Annotated in this window: 15 protein-coding genes; 10 read left to right on the forward strand and 5 right to left on the reverse strand. The window is 56.8% G+C overall.

What is annotated here, in order from left to right:
* Nucleotides 1–23: 23 nt before the first annotated feature.
* Together H5P30_RS20220 and H5P30_RS20225 are read right to left on the reverse strand one after the other, a co-directional pair.
* Nucleotides 24–272, reverse strand: coding sequence for a hypothetical protein (locus H5P30_RS20220; RefSeq protein WP_185694735.1), 249 nt, complete (start codon nucleotides 270–272; stop codon nucleotides 24–26).
* Nucleotides 273–510: 238 nt separating this feature from the next.
* Nucleotides 511–1719 carry a BaiN/RdsA family NAD(P)/FAD-dependent oxidoreductase gene (locus H5P30_RS20225; RefSeq protein ID WP_185694736.1) on the reverse strand — a complete coding sequence of 403 codons (1209 nt, stop codon included), beginning with the start codon at nucleotides 1717–1719 and terminating at the stop codon, nucleotides 511–513.
* Between the two features lie 1052 nt (nucleotides 1720–2771).
* Between H5P30_RS20225 and H5P30_RS20230 the strand changes: the two genes are divergently transcribed.
* Genes H5P30_RS20230 through H5P30_RS20245 form a run of 4 tightly spaced genes read left to right on the forward strand, consistent with a single transcriptional unit; the run spans nucleotide 2772 to nucleotide 6580 of the window.
* On the forward strand, nucleotides 2772–3107 hold the full coding sequence (locus H5P30_RS20230) for a PadR family transcriptional regulator (protein ID WP_185694737.1): 336 nt from the start codon (nucleotides 2772–2774) through the stop codon (nucleotides 3105–3107).
* A 34-nt stretch (nucleotides 3108–3141) separates the two neighbouring features.
* Nucleotides 3142–4014: a LemA family protein gene (locus tag H5P30_RS20235; RefSeq protein WP_185694738.1), complete on the forward strand. Its 873-nt coding sequence runs from the start codon at nucleotides 3142–3144 to the stop codon at nucleotides 4012–4014.
* Nucleotides 4014–4589: a hypothetical protein gene (locus H5P30_RS20240; protein WP_185694739.1), complete on the forward strand. Its 576-nt coding sequence runs from the start codon at nucleotides 4014–4016 to the stop codon at nucleotides 4587–4589. Before H5P30_RS20235 ends, H5P30_RS20240 begins: the two co-directional genes overlap by 1 nt.
* 56 nt (nucleotides 4590–4645) lie before the next feature.
* On the forward strand, nucleotides 4646–6580 hold the full coding sequence (locus H5P30_RS20245) for a TPM domain-containing protein (RefSeq protein ID WP_185694740.1): 1935 nt from the start codon (nucleotides 4646–4648) through the stop codon (nucleotides 6578–6580).
* A gap of 512 nt (nucleotides 6581–7092) precedes the next feature.
* Here the strand turns inward: H5P30_RS20245 and H5P30_RS20250 are convergent.
* Both H5P30_RS20250 and H5P30_RS20255 read right to left on the reverse strand, forming a co-directional pair.
* Nucleotides 7093–7722 carry a hypothetical protein gene (locus H5P30_RS20250; protein ID WP_185694741.1) on the reverse strand — a complete coding sequence of 210 codons (630 nt, stop codon included), beginning with the start codon at nucleotides 7720–7722 and terminating at the stop codon, nucleotides 7093–7095.
* Nucleotides 7723–7726: 4 nt separating this feature from the next.
* A complete protein-coding gene (locus H5P30_RS20255) occupies nucleotides 7727–8557 on the reverse strand; it encodes a helix-turn-helix transcriptional regulator (protein ID WP_185694742.1) in 831 nt (276 codons plus the stop codon).
* Between the two features lie 279 nt (nucleotides 8558–8836).
* Here H5P30_RS20255 and H5P30_RS20260 point away from each other — a divergent pair, with 279 nt between their 5' ends.
* The 6 genes from H5P30_RS20260 (at nucleotide 8837) to H5P30_RS20290 (ending at nucleotide 16854) form a co-directional block, all read left to right on the forward strand.
* The gene (locus tag H5P30_RS20260; protein ID WP_185694743.1) at nucleotides 8837–9043 is read left to right on the forward strand and encodes a hypothetical protein; all 207 of its coding nucleotides are present in this window, start codon (nucleotides 8837–8839) and stop codon (nucleotides 9041–9043) included.
* 843 nt (nucleotides 9044–9886) lie between these two features.
* Nucleotides 9887–11512 (forward strand): NAD+ synthase, encoded by a 1626-nt coding sequence (locus H5P30_RS20265; RefSeq protein WP_185694744.1) that lies wholly within the window; start codon nucleotides 9887–9889, stop codon nucleotides 11510–11512.
* Nucleotides 11509–11955 carry a SufE family protein gene (locus tag H5P30_RS20270; RefSeq protein ID WP_185694745.1) on the forward strand — a complete coding sequence of 149 codons (447 nt, stop codon included), beginning with the start codon at nucleotides 11509–11511 and terminating at the stop codon, nucleotides 11953–11955. Before H5P30_RS20265 ends, H5P30_RS20270 begins: the two co-directional genes overlap by 4 nt.
* An 81-nt stretch (nucleotides 11956–12036) precedes the next feature.
* On the forward strand, nucleotides 12037–13311 hold the full coding sequence (hemL, locus tag H5P30_RS20275) for a glutamate-1-semialdehyde 2,1-aminomutase (protein WP_185694746.1): 1275 nt from the start codon (nucleotides 12037–12039) through the stop codon (nucleotides 13309–13311).
* A gap of 89 nt (nucleotides 13312–13400) precedes the next feature.
* A complete protein-coding gene (locus H5P30_RS20280; RefSeq protein ID WP_185694747.1) occupies nucleotides 13401–13730 on the forward strand; it encodes a hypothetical protein in 330 nt (109 codons plus the stop codon).
* Nucleotides 13731–14418: 688 nt separating this feature from the next.
* The gene (locus H5P30_RS20290) at nucleotides 14419–16854 is read left to right on the forward strand and encodes a copper-transporting P-type ATPase (protein ID WP_354587095.1); all 2436 of its coding nucleotides are present in this window, start codon (nucleotides 14419–14421) and stop codon (nucleotides 16852–16854) included.
* Between the two features lie 348 nt (nucleotides 16855–17202).
* On the opposite strand, the gene H5P30_RS20295 is transcribed toward H5P30_RS20290, so the two are convergent.
* Nucleotides 17203–17424 (reverse strand): transposase (locus tag H5P30_RS20295; RefSeq protein ID WP_185693133.1); only part of this gene is annotated, 222 nt, incomplete at its 5' end.

Genomic DNA, 17424 nt, shown 5'->3' on the forward strand with positions numbered 1-17424 from the left:
AGTAGTGAGAGCTTCCAGCTCTCTCACCCGTAGGAGCGGCCTCCGCAATCCGGAGAATCGGCAGCTGAAGCATCCGGTCCTTGGAAGGATTCGTCGCAACCATGGGCCGTCATGTACCCTGGCACCACATACGAAAAAGTACTGCCATGGATAAAGGCAAAGTAGTGAGAGCTTCCAGCTCTCTCACCCGTAGGAGCGGCATCCGCAATCCGGAAATCGGCAGCTAATGCAGCCGGTCCTTGGAAGGATTCGTCGCAACCATGGGCCGTCATGCACCCTCGCACCGTATCCGAAAAAGTACTGCCATGGATAAAGGCAGAGTAGTGAGAGCTTCCAGCTCTCTCACCCGTAGGAGCGGCCTCCGCAATGCGAGAATCGGCAGCTGAAGTCCGCCCCGCCTGCCCCTCCGCTCTCAAAAAACTCCCCCGTTCAGACCAAAGACCAGATTCATCCTAGCTGCGGGCAATGCCCTAGGATGCCAAAAAAAATTCAATAGGCTGAAAGCCTACGTCAACCTAAACCCTTTACCGCCGCTTTTCCGGCCACCGTCCCCGTTGCAAAGCATCCTTGCATCAAATATCCACCCGTCGGCGCTTCCCAGTCCACCATTTCTCCCGCACAATAGATCCCCGGCCAGCTTTTGAGCATAAGGTTTTCATCCAACTCCGACCAAGCCACTCCTCCTGCCGTGGAGATCGCCTCCTCCACTGGACGGGGACCGCGTAGCGGAATCCGACAAGACTTGGCCGCTCGGGCCAGTGACTCGGCATCGGAAAACTCGCCGTAGAGCTGTCTCAGAATCGCACAGGCAGCCACCGGAAGCTTCCAGCGCAACTGCGCCTCCCGAAAAAAGTTCCTCCGAGCCGACTCCATTTTCGCCACCATGCGCTCGACTGTGAATACGGGCTTGAAATCAATCGTGAGCTCCGGCGAATCCATTCCCCGCAGCGCCGGACCCAGCCGATACAGCGGAGCCCCCTCGAAGCCATAACGAGTCACCATCAATTCCCCCGGCTCTTCGTGGTCGCCGGCCCGCAACCGCAAATGATGCAGCGGCCGCCCTTCGGCCTCGGCCAGAGTCTCCGGAGCCCAATCACATTCCCAACCGCAATTCGCGGCCTCAAGGGGATTCACCCGGATCCCAAGATCTTCCAGAATCCGCACCCATCCCCCATCCGAACCCGTTTCCGGCCACGAGGCTCCGCCCAGAGCAAGGACCACGGCATCATGGCGGACGCTGCGCTCTTCCGCATCGACGCCAAAATCCACCATCCACCCCGCTCCATCCCGACGTAAGCCGAGAAAGCGGTGCTGCACTGCAAACTGCACCCCGCGACTCTTCAATTTCGCGACCCAGCGCCGCAGTAGCGGTGCAGCCTTCTTCATCACCGGAAAAACCTTTCCGCCAGAGGCTTCAAACGTTTCGACTCCCAATCCCGCAGACCACTCCCGGAGCGCTCGACTGTCAAATCCCCGCAAATATTCTTCCCAGCGCTCCCGAGGAAAATCACCGCCCGAATACTGGCCCAGAAACGCGTCAAAGTCCGCCCCGTTGGTCAAATTGAGCCCACTCTTCCCAGCCAATAGAAACTTCCGTCCCACCGAGCGCTTGTGCTCGTAAACGGTCACCCCGACTCCTGCCTCAGCCGCCACTTCAGCCGCCCGCAACCCCGCTGGCCCCCCTCCGATGATCGCGACCGACTGAGAAAACTCGTTCATCTCCTCAGAGCACCGGAGCGAGCGACACTACGCAAGCCCTAGTCCAAGGTGACTGAAGCACCTTGCCTCAATCTGCCCCCTCTAACGCACACAGGCGAGCCGCCTGTGCTACTTTTCCACCCCGGACTTCTCCAACGGGACGGATTGAAATCCGCGCTCCAATACCCTGCACCTTCTTTGCCATTAAGTGAATTCTCGATCCTCTTAACCGCCAGAACCCACGGCCTTCCTCACAGCCCCACGCATACGCATCCACATCGCTTGCATTAGTCGTCGCGGTCATTGCACGTCCCACGCCTCAAGCCTCACGGACCACATCCCACATCCCAAGTCCCACGCCCCACGCCCCATTATCTTTGCACCAACGGTGCAAAACCCGTCAGCCCGGGGCAACGCCCCGGGTACGCTGATCCGCCCGTCCATCCCGAGCCCTGAAAGGACGAAGCTCCCCGAACCCTCCCTACCCCACTCCGGACGCTACGGAATGACGCCCTTTCAGGGCTATGAATTGGAGAAAAATCCCGAAACCCAGGGCGTTGCCCTGGGCTCTCCGGTAGGTACGCCTTTGGCGCGAAAGGATCTCAAGACGCTCCGGCGGAGAGGCAACGCGATGGGCGTAGCTGAAGCTCCGGCCCTACATCCGTACCACAGGCTGCCAGCCTGTGTCCCAACGCAGAGAAACCTCTCTCCATCACCGAAGGTCCGTCCCACTCTCCGCAGATCAAACTCCTCTCTAGAAATCCCCAGATCGGTGAGGCGACTCTCGCGCAGCTGAAGCTGCGGCTCTACTTCCTCTCCCGTAGTCGAGAGCTTCAGCTCCCCGACCGAAGGAGCAGGGTGCTCAGGTACAAGCGTATCCCACATTTTTACCCACTCACAATCCAACTGAGGAAATTCATATCCCCGTGCCCAGTTCCCGCGATTCGATAAATTCCCCATCCGTTCGTTTTTGTACTTCCTCTTTTCTCCCATAGAGGCACCCATCCTCGATTTTCGAAACCTGGAGCAAGAACTACTCGACATTGACCTATTCTTTATTAAATAGTAGCTAAATGAAATCGAATCCTCTTAGCTCTTGGGAAACGCAAGTTCGCAAGGGGATTCTTGAATATCTGGTCTTGGAGGAACTGGCGATCGAGGACGGCTACGGATACGACGTGTTACAACGCATCCGGAAGCGTCCGGCTATGGAAGTAACGGAGAGCGCGGTGTATCCTATTTTAAATCGCTTGGCCAAGGAGGGGCTCCTGAGTTCGGTTCGGGAGGAATCCCGTCTCGGTCCGCCCCGACGACGCTATACTGTAACTTCGCTCGGGAGAGTTCGCTTGCTGAAGATGAAACACTTCATCGAAGAGCTCGAAAAAGGACTAAAACCGCATCGCCCTTAAAATCCGAAACCCACTTTTACGAACGAAAGACATGATGAACCTGGATAAACCCGAATTGAAAGCACTCCGCGACTATCTCGACGCGGTGGAAGAGGCCTTAGCGGCCTCCGGTTCCGCGCCGGAGGATATCGCGGAGATCAAAAGCGAGATCTGTGCGCATGTCGCCACCCAGCTCGGGGAAAGTCCTCACTCGCCCGAGGCCGTCGAAGAGGTAGTACGCCAACTGGACAGTCCGGAAAGTTACCGCGAGGAGCCCGACGATGAAAGCGGGTCGCATACGATTTTGCGAAAACCTCTCAAGAGAAAGCTTCGTCCGTGGATGATCATTGTCGGAGGCCTCGGAATCCTGGCCCTCCTATTGATCGGCCTGCTGATCGTCTTCGCGACGATCTTCATCCAAAAGAGAAACGAAATCGTCGTCGCCGAGAAGCAAATCGATCAGGCGGCAGCCCAGGTTCAAGTCGTTCTCCAACGCCGCTACGATTTGATCCCGAATCTGGTGGAAACGGTAAAGGGATACGCGGCGCATGAATCACAAACCCTCCGAGCGGTCACCGAACTCCGAGCCCAATGGAGTCAAGCAGAGTCTCCCGAACAAAAACGAGCGCTCTCGATCAAGCTAGAGCCTCAAATCGGAAAGATCATGGCCATTGCCGAAGACTATCCCGATTTGAAGGCCAACCAAAATTTCCTGATGCTGCAAACCCAACTGGAGGGCACGGAAAACCGAATCGCGGTCGAACGTCGGCGGTTCAATCTGATGCTCCGCGATTACAACGCGTTGATCGATCTGTTTCCCGGGAACCTCGTTGCGATGACATTAAACTACGAACCGCGCGAACAGTATTTCGAAGCCTTACCCGAAGCAGGGACGTCTCCCAAAGTAGATTTTTCACCCGGCGAATGATGAGGACCCCTAAACGACTAATCTCGAAAAATCTACTCCTCAGGATCAGTTTTTCCTTTTGGTCCGTCGCTCCTCTTATCGCAGAAACAGCAATACCGGATAAAAGCGAGCAGCCGATAGAATGGGAGCAAAAACGATTCAGCCCGGGCGCTGGGAAGTATCAAAACACTCAACTTGCCGCCGATGACGAGATCCGCCGAGTAACCCTCATGATCGACGTCGAGGAAGCACATATTCATCCCCGTTGGAATAGTATGGTGGATATCGCGCTAACGGACATGGATGGCAGTATGCGAGTTCGGTTCTGGGTTTCACATTCAGTCAAAAAAGTCGGAAAGTCTGCCGTGCGGATCTATCGCGACGATGAATCCGAGAAACCACACTACCTGGATTCACAAGGACTGAAAGACTATGTGGGCGAGCATGAACTGACTATTGAAATCGATGACGAGGGAAACATGAGTTTCCTCGTGAATGGAGAGATTCTCGAAACTCACCAAAAGAACTTCCGAATCGAAGGGGTTGAGATCACCGTGGTCGGAACGACTGCCGACGTAGCTTGGGCAATCGAATGAACGACCGGAAGCCTAACACTACCCCACCAGGCTTCATGTCTTCCAACTATAGAATCATGAACAAGTATCTCCGGATCCTCTTTTTCTCACTGGTTTTCCTAGGATTCGTGGGCTGCTCGGAGAACCCGACGAACGAAAAAGAAGATCTATCGAATTTCCCGGACCGCCCCAAAAACCATCCGTTCTTTCACAACTCCTCCACACTGCAGTCGATCAACGAAGTGGCCATTGGGGACCTGGAACGAGCTCAACGGTATACAGGGATCGAATACGCCATGGTCCTTATGGAGAAGCTTCCATCCGGATACACCGCCGAAACGGCAGCCGTCGAGATTTTCGACCAATGGGGAATCGGACGGGAGCATGACGGTCGCGGAGTCCTGTATCTTTTCGTCGAAGAGGACGGTGTCCTAAAAATCGAAGTCGGCTACGCCCTCGAAGAAGTGTTTCCTGACGCCTTTGTCGGTTCTTTTCAAGAAACCCTCAAAGACTACTATCGCGGCGAGTATTTCGGCGATGTCGTCAGCAGCATGATCATCAACATGATGCGGCGAGCGCAAGGAGCGGACGTCCAGGCGATGATCGCGGATTTTCGAGGAGGGCTACCCGTAACAGAAGAAGCCTCTCAGATGGCTCGCGACGACTATCTGTCGGGGGGAGCCGGTGTCACCGAGAGCGAATTTATCCGCAACCGCACGGAAAGACTCCGCAACGTTGTGTTCCTCGGCGAGGATGAACGTCGTCTCTACGACAAGGACCCCGATGTGGAGACGGTCGTAAAGCGTTACCTCGAATCCCTGAAGCAAGGAATCAACGACCCATATCTTCCTCTCCTCACCGAAGGCAGCCAATTCATGAGAATGGAGTATCCAAAGAACTCTGGGTTTCAGAAGAATGCCTATCGTCGCTTCAGTGGACCGTACAAGATCGATCAGTCGGGCGACTATGCAGCGGTGCGTTTTGAAAGACCTGACGTTATGCCGATTCTTCTACGCAAGGACAATGACGGCGACTGGCAGGCCGACATCACGAAGTCGTGGGCCTACAGCCAAGCCACCAACAATCTGAAGACGATGAATCCCGCCTATGGGGACCACGCGTGGATATTCGCCTGGCAGCCGGAGTTCCTCGAACCCGAAGTCCCCGCAACGCCGCTTCCACTAGCGAAAGAGAAATCCCTAGTGGCTGAAATCGAACGTCTCGAAACTGCCATAGAAAAAAATCCGGAAGATGCAGACAACTACTTCGAGTTGGCGGACCTCTTCTACTTCGAGTGCTATTGGATTCGCGACGCGATGCAGCTGATCGAACAGGGCCTAGAGTATGACCCCAGGAACAACCTATACCGTAAACGCTACATCGATTTTGCCTATCGCTATCCAGACCTAAGCCATATTGCCCGCCATCGAGAGGCGATCTTCACTTACGACCCCGGAGACTTTCTCAACATCAATTCTTATCGGCGGCTCCTCAAACGAAACCGACCTGCGGGATATGAGATGAAAATAGATCTTCTCGACAATGTTGAGGACCGCAAGCTACTCCCCCGATTCCCGTTTGCCTTATCGGCTGATTCCGCGAGGTATAAGCGACAGACCTTCTACGTTTCGAATCCGCGAGGCACAAATCGCATCCGTGTGAACTATCGTTTCTTCGCCGCGCAGTGGCACGACCGGTTTACCCCTCAGACTCGAATCTACCTCTACGACTCCGAACAAGAATCCGAGTTTGGACTCACGCTAACCCAGACCGTTCCAAACGGACCGATCATCGTAGCCCCAATGACTGGCGATGAGTCTCTTGGATTTGATCCGAGAGAATTTCCCTCGGATCAGCCCATCAACTTCGAATTCGATTGGACAGCTGGAAAAGAAATTGCGCTATTGATCGACAATGAGAAAGTCTTGGAGATGCCATCGACTCTAACCCCTTGGCAAGTCATCACATATCAAAGATCCGGAAGCAGCATTATCGACTTCCAGAGCGATTAGGTCTTAGAGAGAAAGCAGAGATCACGGAGAATTGGGGATCGATGAGCCCAGCGAGTGGTTCGGTTCTGTTCGGTAAATGATCTCTTCCGTACCACAGGCTGCCAGCCTGTGTCCGAGTGCCGCGCTCCCTGAATCAATCGATTTCAGAAAACGCCCAATACTTTTCTTATTTTGGCACGGCTCTGAGGACACTCCGGCAGAGAGGCGACGCTAGCGCAGCTGAAGCTGCGGCCCTACTCCTCTTCCGTAGTCGAGAGCTTCAGCTCCCCGACCGTTTGAGTGGATAGCTGGTGAGCAAGCGCGCCTCACCGTCAACTTGCCCATCCTTGCGGTGCTCCCCCATTTTTGCAGGCCCGAAACTCATCCTGCCACAGAAGGACTCTGTGATCCGATCCCCTTCCCCAGCAACGAACCGAGAATACACTGAAGATTTCCCAGAGGGATGCGGGCGTCCTCGAGGCTACCCCACACATTACACCATCTGGGGATAACCGATGTACTCGTACGATCTGTTACCGATCGGAAACCCGTCTGCGCAAGAAAACCAAAGATAAGGCGGCCAGGCCAAGGATCGTGCTGCTAAAAGCAAACTCAGGCACCTCCGTTACTGAATAGCTTCCCGACACCGTATCCGAATACTGATTTCCCTGACTACTTCCATTACTAATGATGAGATCTTCGATCTCTTCGCCGTTGTAACCGCCGAGAGTACTGTCGGCATAGTAATAGGCATCGTAATCATTTTGATCCGAAGTGATAAATTGAGTTCCTCCCGGGCTCCCCGCAATCGACACCTCCTTCAGCTCCGCGTTGCCGCTTCCATAAACTTCGTAAGTGAGTTGCGCAATGGCTGCAGGAGCCGTCCAACTCAAACTTGAATCGGAATAGGAAAAGCTCACCACGTTGATATCAAAACTTTGAAATCCTGAGCTTTGAGTGTCTACTTGAGAATCATCAAAGATGAAAGACCAACTGCCGGAAAAACTACTGACTCCTTGGTAGCTACTTGATCCGCTATTAAATGTGGCATTGAAATCCCCATCAAAGCGAAGAAAGGCAGCTTGGGCGACAGTCACACTCAAAGAAGTGGCGCCGACGGCAAGAGCGACTCGAAGGAAGTTGGGTGCGAAGATACATGGCATGATCTCAAGATAGCCGCTTGAGAGGGGGCTGTCTATGGGTAGGACTACGAATATTGTGGCGGTCTTCCAGATACGGCGCGTATCTGGCAATGACTCGAGTCCGACAATCGATACCCAGTTTGCTCAAAATTTTTTCGACGTGTTTTTCGACTGTCCGACTAGAGATGTAAAGCTTGCTCGATATTTCTGAGTTACTCATCCCCTGACATAAGTGGCGAAGTGTTTCAAATTCACGCGGGGTAAGGCGCGTTTGCAAAATTTCACATTGGGCCACTACAGCATCTCTAAATTGGCCCGTTTGTCTTTCCAGGGTATGGAGGCGCGCAAGAATATGACCTCTTAGAATCGAGGCTTTCAAATGCTCTTCTTGAGTGAATTCTCGGTTCGAGTGATACATGAGGAGGATGCCTTTCCCCGATTGCACACGAACGTGAATGGCCAGCTGATCTTCGACGGAGACCTGTCGCGCAACTTTTGTGTAGAAAGGCAGCTTCTGGTAGTCTGCCAAGCTTATGTGATCTCGTGTTCGCTCTACCGTCTCCACACAACGGAGTTTACCGCTATTGAAATCAATAAACTGATCGAACAAAGGATGACCCGGAAGGGTCTCATTCAAGATTGGCAACATCTCGTTGATCACCTGATCAAATGCAGGAGAATTGACGACCCTGACCATTCGGAGATTCTCGTCGTGAATATTCCAACTCGCAAAGGTTGCCCCGAGATACTGGCAGAGTCGCTCGAGAAGAAACTCCCGGAAAGTAGCTTCGGTTTCCAGATTATGTAGCTCAACGATGATGCCATTGAGTTCGGCCCACTGTTCATTGCTAAGCATGAGCTGTAAGTAAGCGATTACCGTCTCCGTTCAAGCTTTTCGTCTCCGCATCTTTGCCAAAGATAAGAAAGGTTCTCGATCCGCGCATAGGGAACCAGATATTTTTCGCGAAGCCTCCTGGCGGAGGATACCTTCCAATCCTCGCAGTTACTGGCTCCCTCCAATTCAAAACGACTCTTCCCGCAAAGTCATCCCGCCAATCTTTGAACTCCCGAAACGGCCAACTACTCTTCTTATTTCGGCTCGGCTCTGGAGACGCTCCGGCGGAGAGGCAACGCCATGGGCGCAGCTGAAGCTGCGGCCCTACTTCAGTACCACAGGCTGCTAGCCTGTGCCGCGAACATCGCCCCCACCCTCAATCAATCCGAAAATGGACGCACAACTCTTCGTAAACCGACACGGCTCGGAGGACGCTCCGGCGGAGAGTCAACGCTATGGGCGCAGCTAAAGCTGCGGCCCTACTCGTCTCCTCTGATCGAGAGCTAGACTTGTGCTGCGAAGCTGGCGAACCGAACACGGAAGCACTCGCTACTTTTGACCCCAGGCTCTCGAATGAGTTCCCCGGCGGGGACATTTTATTGGGATCCCGCCGATGCCTCTCCAACGGGGCGGATTAAAATCCGCGCTCCGCAACCCCATAGTTTCTTTGTCTTTTTGTTAATTCTCGAGCCCTATCCTGGATGAAAGCTCATCCCGCCTCAAAGCCCCACGCCCCATGCCCCACGTCCCACGTCCAGATCTCTCCTCACCAACGGTGCAAAACCCGTCAGCCCGGGGCAGCGCCCCGGGTAACGATCCGCCCGATAATCCTGAGCCCTGAAAGGGCGCAACTCATCGCAGGCCATCCCTACCCCGCACCGGGCGCGAGGGAGTGACGCCCTTTCAGGGCTATCAATTGGGGAAAATACCGAAACCCAGGGCGCTGCCCTGGGCTCTCGGGTAGGTGCGCCTTTGGCGCGAAAGGATCCAATGCAATCGAGATTTCGATTTAAGAAGCCCTGACGCTTTCCATTCGTGGTGGCGCTGCTTGCGGCCTTTCTTCCCGTACCACAGGCTGCCAGCCTGTGCCGCGAACATCGCCCCCACCCTCAATCAATCCGAAAAAGGACGCACAACTCTTCGTAAACCGACACGGCTCGGAGGACGCTCCGGCGGAGAGGCAACGCCATGGGCGTAGCTGAAGCTCCGGCCCTACTTCTCTCGATCCTCCACCCTATCTCCAATCTCCTTATCTCCCATCTCCCCTCATCCCCCCACTCTTCTCTCTTGTCGCCTTTGGAATTTCTTGCGAGGTTCGGGGTTTGGGCGGGAATGCCGTCCGTTTGAACCATGAAAATCGGGATTGCGCAGATCAATACGACGGTGGGGGCTCTTCGCTCGAACACCGAGAAGATTCTCAACGCCTATCGGGAGTTGAGGGAGCAAGGGGCGGAGCTGGTCATCACGCCAGAACTGGCCGTTGCGGGGTATCCTCCACGCGATTTGCTCCTGCGGGGGCGCTTTTTGGCCGATTGCCGCGACCTCCTTCAGGAAATTGCCGCCGCGACGACTGAGGTTCCGTTGGTGGTTGGATTTCCAGAAGAAAATCGCGGGCCCGGACGGGCTGCCTACAACTCCGCCGCCTGGTGCGCCGAGGGCAAGGTTCAGAAGGTCATCCGCAAGAGCCTCCTCCCCACCTACGATGTTTTTGACGAGGACCGCTATTTCGAACCGGCCCCCCCCGAAGGACCGATCCTTTTCCGTGGAAAGCGGATCGCCGTCTCGATCTGCGAGGATCTTTGGTACGGGCTCGACGGGCAGCGCTATTCGCACCGCCCGGACCCGGTCGAGCACTTTGCCCAATGGGGACCGGATCTTATTTTGAATCTCTCGGCGAGCCCGTGGCATTTCGGGAAACGGGAGTTGCGCGGCAACATGCTCCGCCGAGCCGCCGAGCGCTGCCGGGCTCCGGTTCTCTACTGCAACAGCGTGGGGGGAAACGACGAACTCATTTTCGACGGACACAGCCTCTACGCACCCGCCGACGGAACTGTCCGCGAAGTGGGGCCCTCCTTCGAGGAAGCCCAGGTCCTCTTCGACACCGAGAGCGACCCAAGCCCCGAAATCCGTGCGCCCGAGATGGAGGATGTCCGCAAGGCTCTGGTCCTCGGGCTCCGCGATTACACCCGTAAGACGGGCTTCTCAAAGGCGGTTATCGGGCTTAGTGGGGGGATCGATTCGGCCGTCACCGCCGCCATCGCGGTCGACGCCCTCGGTGCCGAAAACGTCCGCGGGATCACCCTGCCCTCCTCCATTTCCAGCTCCCACAGCGTGAGCGACTCCGAAGACCTCGCCCGAAACCTCGGAATCCGCTTCGAGAGCGTCGCCATCGCCGGACTGGTCGAGGCCGCCGAGGAGGCCCTCTCGCCCCTGTTTACGGGCACCGATCCGAACGTCGCCGAAGAAAATATCCAAGCCCGGGCACGCGGTCTGCTGCTCATGGCTGTGAGCAACAAGTTCAACGAGATCCTGTTGACCACCGGCAACAAGAGCGAAATGGCGGTCGGTTACTGCACCCTCTACGGCGATATGGCCGGAGGACTCGCCGTCCTCTCCGACGTGCCCAAAACCACGGTCTACCGCCTTGCCGAGCACCTCAACATCAACGGAGAGCGCATCCCGCGCAACACGATCGACAAGGCCCCGTCCGCCGAATTGCGCCCGGATCAGAAGGATGAGGACAGCCTCCCGCCCTACCCGGTTCTCGACCGGATTCTCGAACTTTACATCGAACAAGGATATTCCCGGGGCGAAATCGTCGCCGAAGGATTTGATCCCGAACTGGTCGCCGACGTCGTGGGCAAAGTCGACCGCAACGAATATAAACGCAAACAGGCCGCACCGGGCCTGAAAATCACACCTTTGGCCTTCGGCATTGGACGACGCATCCCGATTGTGCAAAAATACGTACCATGAGATCGATTGAGGAAAAAAAGAACGAACTCCTCGAAACCCTGGAGCTGATCGGCGACGAACACGAGCGCCTCACCTTCATCGTGGACATGGGCAAGGGGGCACCGGAGCTCCCGGCCGATTGTCGGCAGGACATTTTCCGCGTGGAAGGCTGCACTTCCAATCTCTGGCTCTTTCCGACCTACGAGGACGGCAAGTGCCACTTCGGGATTGATTCGGATTCGTCCATCACCAAGGGAATTGCGGCCATGATCGCCTCGCTCTACGACGGCCATCCGCCCTCGGAGATCCTTGCCCATCCGCCCAGCTTCCTCGCGGACGCGGGCGTCCCGCAGCTCCTCTCCCCCAACCGGCGCAACGGGCTCTCCAACCTCACCAAGGAGGTCACCGACTACGCGACCCTCTGCTACGAGCGCTACGAAAAGCTCGGCAAAACCTCCGCCTGAGGCGTTCTGCGGGCGACGAATCGTCGTCCGCAAACCCATCGGCTCTTTCAACCTGGAAATCTCCAATCCCGACATTCCTGCATGACCTCTGAAGACCTCTTCCAACGTGCCCGCCGCACCATCCCCGGCGGCGTCAATTCCCCCGTGCGCGCTTTCCGTTCCGTCGGCGGCACGCCCTTCTTCACCGAGTCGGCCCAAGGCGCGATCCTGACCACGGCGGACGACCGCAACCTGATCGACTTTGTCTGCACCTGGGGCCCGGCCATTCACGGGCACAACGATCCCGACATCCGCGAGGCCGTCGCCGACGCGTTGTCCAAGGGCACCAGCTTCGGCACTCCCGGCCCCCTCGAAGTCGACATGGCCGAAGCGGTCGTGGAGCGGGTTCCCTCCGTTGAAAAGGTGCGCATGTGCAACAGCGGCACCGAGGCCACCATGTCGTCCATCCGCCTCGCCCGCGGATTCACGGGACGCGACAAGATCGTCAAGTTCATCGGCTGCTACCACGGACACGTGGATTCCCTGCTCGTCCAGGCCGGATCCGGGGCGTTGACCCTCGGCAAGCCCGACAGCGCCGGCGTTCCCGCCAGCTTCGCGGCCGAAACGATCCTCTGCCCCTACAACGATTTCGCGGCGATCTCCGAGATCTTCGAACAATACGGCGAGCAAATCGCCGCGGTCATCGTCGAGCCCTACCCGGCCAATTGCGGTCTGATTTTGCCGAAGGAAGGCTACCTACCCCACCTGCGCGAGGTCACTCAACAACACGGCAGCCTCCTCATCTTCGACGAGGTGATGACCGGTTTCCGACTCGCCATGGGCGGGGTGCAGGAGCGCGAGGGCATCACCCCAGACCTCTCCGCTTTCGGGAAAGTCATCGGGGGCGGACTCCCCGTCGGTGCCTTCGGCGGACGGGCGGAAATCATGGACTACCTCGCGCCCGATGGACCGGTCTATCAGGCCGGCACCCTGAGTGGAAATCCCCTCGCCATGGCCGCCGGTCTCGCAGCCCTGAAAAAGCTGAACACCGAGGTCTTCGAAGGCCTCGAAACGGCAGGATTGATGATCGCCGAAGCCCTGCGCGCCGAAGCCGCCCAACTGGGCATTCCCCTCTGCATCAACCAGGCGGGCTCGATGTTCGCCCTCTTCTTCGGACGCGAGAAAGTCGAATCCTTCGCAGACGTGCAGGCCAGCGAAACGGAGAAATTCTCCAAGTTCTTCCACGCGGCGATGGACGAAGGCGTCTACCTCCCCCCTTCGGCCTACGAAACCTGTTTTCTTAGCACCGCCCACGACCAAGAGATTCTCGACCGCGCCATCAGTTCCCTGACGGCAGCCCTCCGCCGAGTGGCCTGAATGGCCGTCCCGGAACGGAACGGCGCTGTGCCCTGCGAAGCTGATGAAGCGTAGCACGGGACAGCCGTTTCGAAAGCTTCCGACCCGATTTGGACTTCTCCGCTGATCCCGAAGAAACGACTCTCGTCGTTCCTCTCCACGAACAAAATGCCTCTCGGCCTCTCATCATTCGGAGCGGAACGGCGATAGCCATTTCGAAAGCTTCCGACCCAATTCGAACTTCTCCGTCGATCCCGAAGAAACGACTCTCGTCGTTCCTCTCCACGAACAAAATGACTCTCGGCCTTCTCATCATTCGGAGCGGAACGGCGATAGCCATTTCGAAAGCTTCCGACCCGATTCGAACTTCTCCGTCGATCCCGAAGAAACGACTCTCGTCGTTCCTCTCCACGGGCAAAATGGCTCCCTCCCCATCTTAATTTGGAGCGGAACGGTGACAGCCGTTTCGAAGGTTTTCCAACCCCATTCGAACTTCTCCGTCGATCCCATAGAAATGGCTCTCGCCATTCCTCTCCACGGGCAAAATGGCTCCCTCCCCATCTTGATTTGGAGCGGAACGGTGACAGCCGTTTCAAAGGTTTTCCAACCCCATTCGAACTTCTCCGTCGATCCCATAGAAACGACTCTCGTCGTTCCTCTCCACGGACGGGCGGAAGGGTTTCATCGGCGAACCGCCAAGAATAGGGGGAATTCTCTAATCGGGCATTTCAAAGTAGTGGGAGCTTCCAGCTCCCGCATCCCCTCCCTCCCACTACTCTCCCCCGAGATCCCGACTCTTCGAAATGGCTTTCGCCATTCCGCTCCCAGAAATAGACAGAACGGAAGTCTCAGCCCCCCTCCTCTGCTACTTCTCAAGTCCACCGTAGCGGACGTGCGAAGCACTTTCGATCCCACGGCCGACCGGTAGGAGCTTCTCCTCCTCCCTCGTCGAAACTCGGAGAGGAAAAGTTCCACTAGGAAGCCCCCGTACACGCATGACTTTAGTCGTGCGATCCAACGCGCGGGAGCCAGATGCTCCCCCCTACTTTGCTCTCGAACAGCTCGATTCCTCGCCCCTTCCGCATTTCTTCCTTATCATCCGGCACGATCTGCGACAGACTCTTTCCTATGAGCTGCTGTCACCACGATTCGAAAAAAGAGTCGGACGAACCGGATCACGACTGCTGTGGTCACCCGAAAAAGACCGAGAAAAAGGCCTGCTGCCATCATGACGAGAAGGAGCATTCCCATGAGCATGGCCACGGTCATCATGACGACCATGAGCACGGCCACTCCTGCTGCGGGGGCGGGCACGACGCGGACGTAAAGCCCAAAGCTTCGTCGGCCTACTACTGCCCGATGTGCCCCGGCGTTGAATCGGACAAACCGGGCGATTGCCCGAAGTGTGGCATGGCGCTCGAAAAGAATCCGGCCTTTAAGAAGGAGAAGGTCTGGACCTGCCCCATGCACCCGGAAGTTCGCCAGAACTCTCCCGGGGAATGCCCGAAATGCGGAATGGATCTCGAACCCGAAGTGCCCGAGGACGACGATGACGACGAGTCGAAATCCCTCCGCCGCAAATTCATTCTCAGCCTCATTCTCGGCTTTCCCGTTCTACTGGCGGCCATGCCGCACATGATCCCCGGCGGCCTTTTTTATCAAAGCTGGCTCCCGCATTCGGCCTGGGCCTGGGTAGAGCTGATCTTCGCCACCCCGGTGGTCTTCTGGTGCGGCGGATTCCTCCACCTCCGAGGTCTAAAGTCGCTCAAGAATCTCAGCCCGAACATGTTCACCCTCATCATGCTCGGGGTCGGGGCTGCGTACTTCTTCAGCCTCGTCGCCGTGATCGCTCCCGGCATTTTCCCCGAAAGTTTCCGGGAGAACGGAAGCATTGGGCTCTACTTTGAATCGGCGACGGTCATCACCGTCCTGGTCATTCTGGGACAATGGCTCGAAGCCCGGGCCCGACGCAAAACCGGCCAGGCTATTCAAAGCCTCATGGATCTGGCCGCCAACACCGCTCACCGCCTCAACGAAAACGGCGAGGAAGAAGACCTAGAGGTCGACCAACTCGCCTCCGGCGACCGTCTCCGCGTTCGTCCCGGTGAGAAGATCCCCGTGGACGGAAAAATCGTCGAGGGGCGCAGCCGTATTGACGAATCCATGATCACCGGCGAGCCGGAAGCCGTGGCGAAGGAATCCGGCGACGAGGTCATCGGGGCCACGGTCAACCAATCCGGCAGCTTCGTCATGGAAGCCGGAGCGGTCGGCTACGACACCGTGCTCTCGCGAATCGTCGAGATGGTCGCCGAAGCCCAGCGCAGTCGCGCCCCGGTCCAGAACCTCGCCGACCGAGTGGCCCTTTTCTTCGTTCCGACGGTCGTCGCAATCTCTCTCCTCACCTTTGTTCTCTGGTTCTTCATCGGGCCAGACCCCGCCCTCGCCCACGCGATTGTGAACGCCATCGCCGTGCTCATCATCGCCTGTCCCTGCGCCCTCGGCCTCGCCACCCCGATGTCGATCATGGTCGGAGTTGGCGCCGGCGCGAAGGAAGGCATTCTCATCCGCAACGCCGAATCCCTGGAACGCGCCGAGAAAATCACCCATCTCGTCATGGACAAAACCGGCACCCTCACCGAAGGAAAGCCGCAGGTCGTCGACATCCGCTCCAATGATTCGGAGAAGGTGGCGGATTGGCTGGGAGAAGTCGCCGCCGTAGAGAGCCAATCGGAACACCCGATCGGGCGGGGCATCGTCCACTCCGCGAAGGAGAAGGAACCCTCCCTCCCGGAAGCCAAGGATTTCGAGAGCACCACGGGCGGAGGCGTCCGGGCCACGGTCGAGGGCAGCACAATCCGTGTCGGCTCCCGCAAGTTCCTCGAAGGCGAAGGCGTTTCGCTCGACGACAGCCTGAGCGAGGCCGCAGAAACCCTGCAAAACGAGGCCAAGACAGTGGTTTGGGCCGCTCGAGACGAGACACTCCTCGGCCTCATCGCGGTCGCCGACCCGATCAAAAAGACCACCAAGAAAGCCATCGAGTCGCTCCACGACCTGGGAATCGAACCCGTCATGTGCACGGGGGATCAGGAAAAGACCGCCAAGGCCGTGGCCCGGGAACTCGGAATCGACCAAGTTCACGCCGGAGTCTCTCCCGAAGACAAGCAACGGATCGTCGAGGATCTTCGCAAGCAAGGACACCGCGTGGCCATGGCCGGGGATGGCATCAACGACGCCCCCGCCCTCGCCGCCGCCGATGTCGGCATCGCCATGGGTACGGGAACCGACGCCGCCATCGAGAGCGCCGGGATCACCCTCGTCAAAGGCGATTTGATGGGCATCCAAAGCAGCCTCCGCCTCAGCCGGAAGGTGATGCGCAACATCCGCCAAAACCTGTTCTTCGCCTTCATCTACAACGCGGCGGGCATTCCCATCGCCGCCGGCGTCCTCTATCCTTTCACCGGATTCCTCCTCAATCCGATGCTGGCCGGTGCGGCGATGTCCTTCAGTTCCGTTTCGGTCATTGCCAACGCGTTGCGGCTGCGGAAGGCAAAGTTTTCGGAGTGAGGAAGATCAGAAACGGCTCTCGCCACTTCGACTCAACCTAAACATTACGAATTTTTGCCAGGGGCTCAATTAATCGGATACGAAAAACGAGGACCAATCAATCCATCGTCTCCTTATGCTTCTTTTTGAGTTTATCCCTAATTTCGTAAGCCATTTCTTCGGAAACTGGAAACAAATATAGAAGCACAAGAGCCAAGACGATGCCGACCGCAGGTACACTCGTAAATAGGACGGTTAGTGTCCAAAATCTTTCGCAAAAAGGTCCAAGTGCCTCAAGGCGTTGGTGATTGGTTTATGATGTTTAGTTGATGTTGATGTCAATAGCCCCCCATGGGGGGCTGGCGATTTTCAGGCGGTTTGTTGAAGTTCGATTTCCTCAAGCTTGGTCATATCCATGTATTTTCGGGTATCTGACCATGATTTTGTGGCGATGTGTCTGAGTCTGGCACAGGCGAGCATGAGAGCGCTTTTCCCGTCCGGGAAGCTTCCGACCACTCGGGTTCTGCGACGTATCTCCTTCATGATCCTTTCGAGCATATTGTTGGTGCGGATGCTGCGGTGGTGCTCTCT

Source organism: Puniceicoccus vermicola (genome assembly GCF_014230055.1).
Classification (GTDB): domain Bacteria; phylum Verrucomicrobiota; class Verrucomicrobiia; order Opitutales; family Puniceicoccaceae; genus Puniceicoccus; species Puniceicoccus vermicola.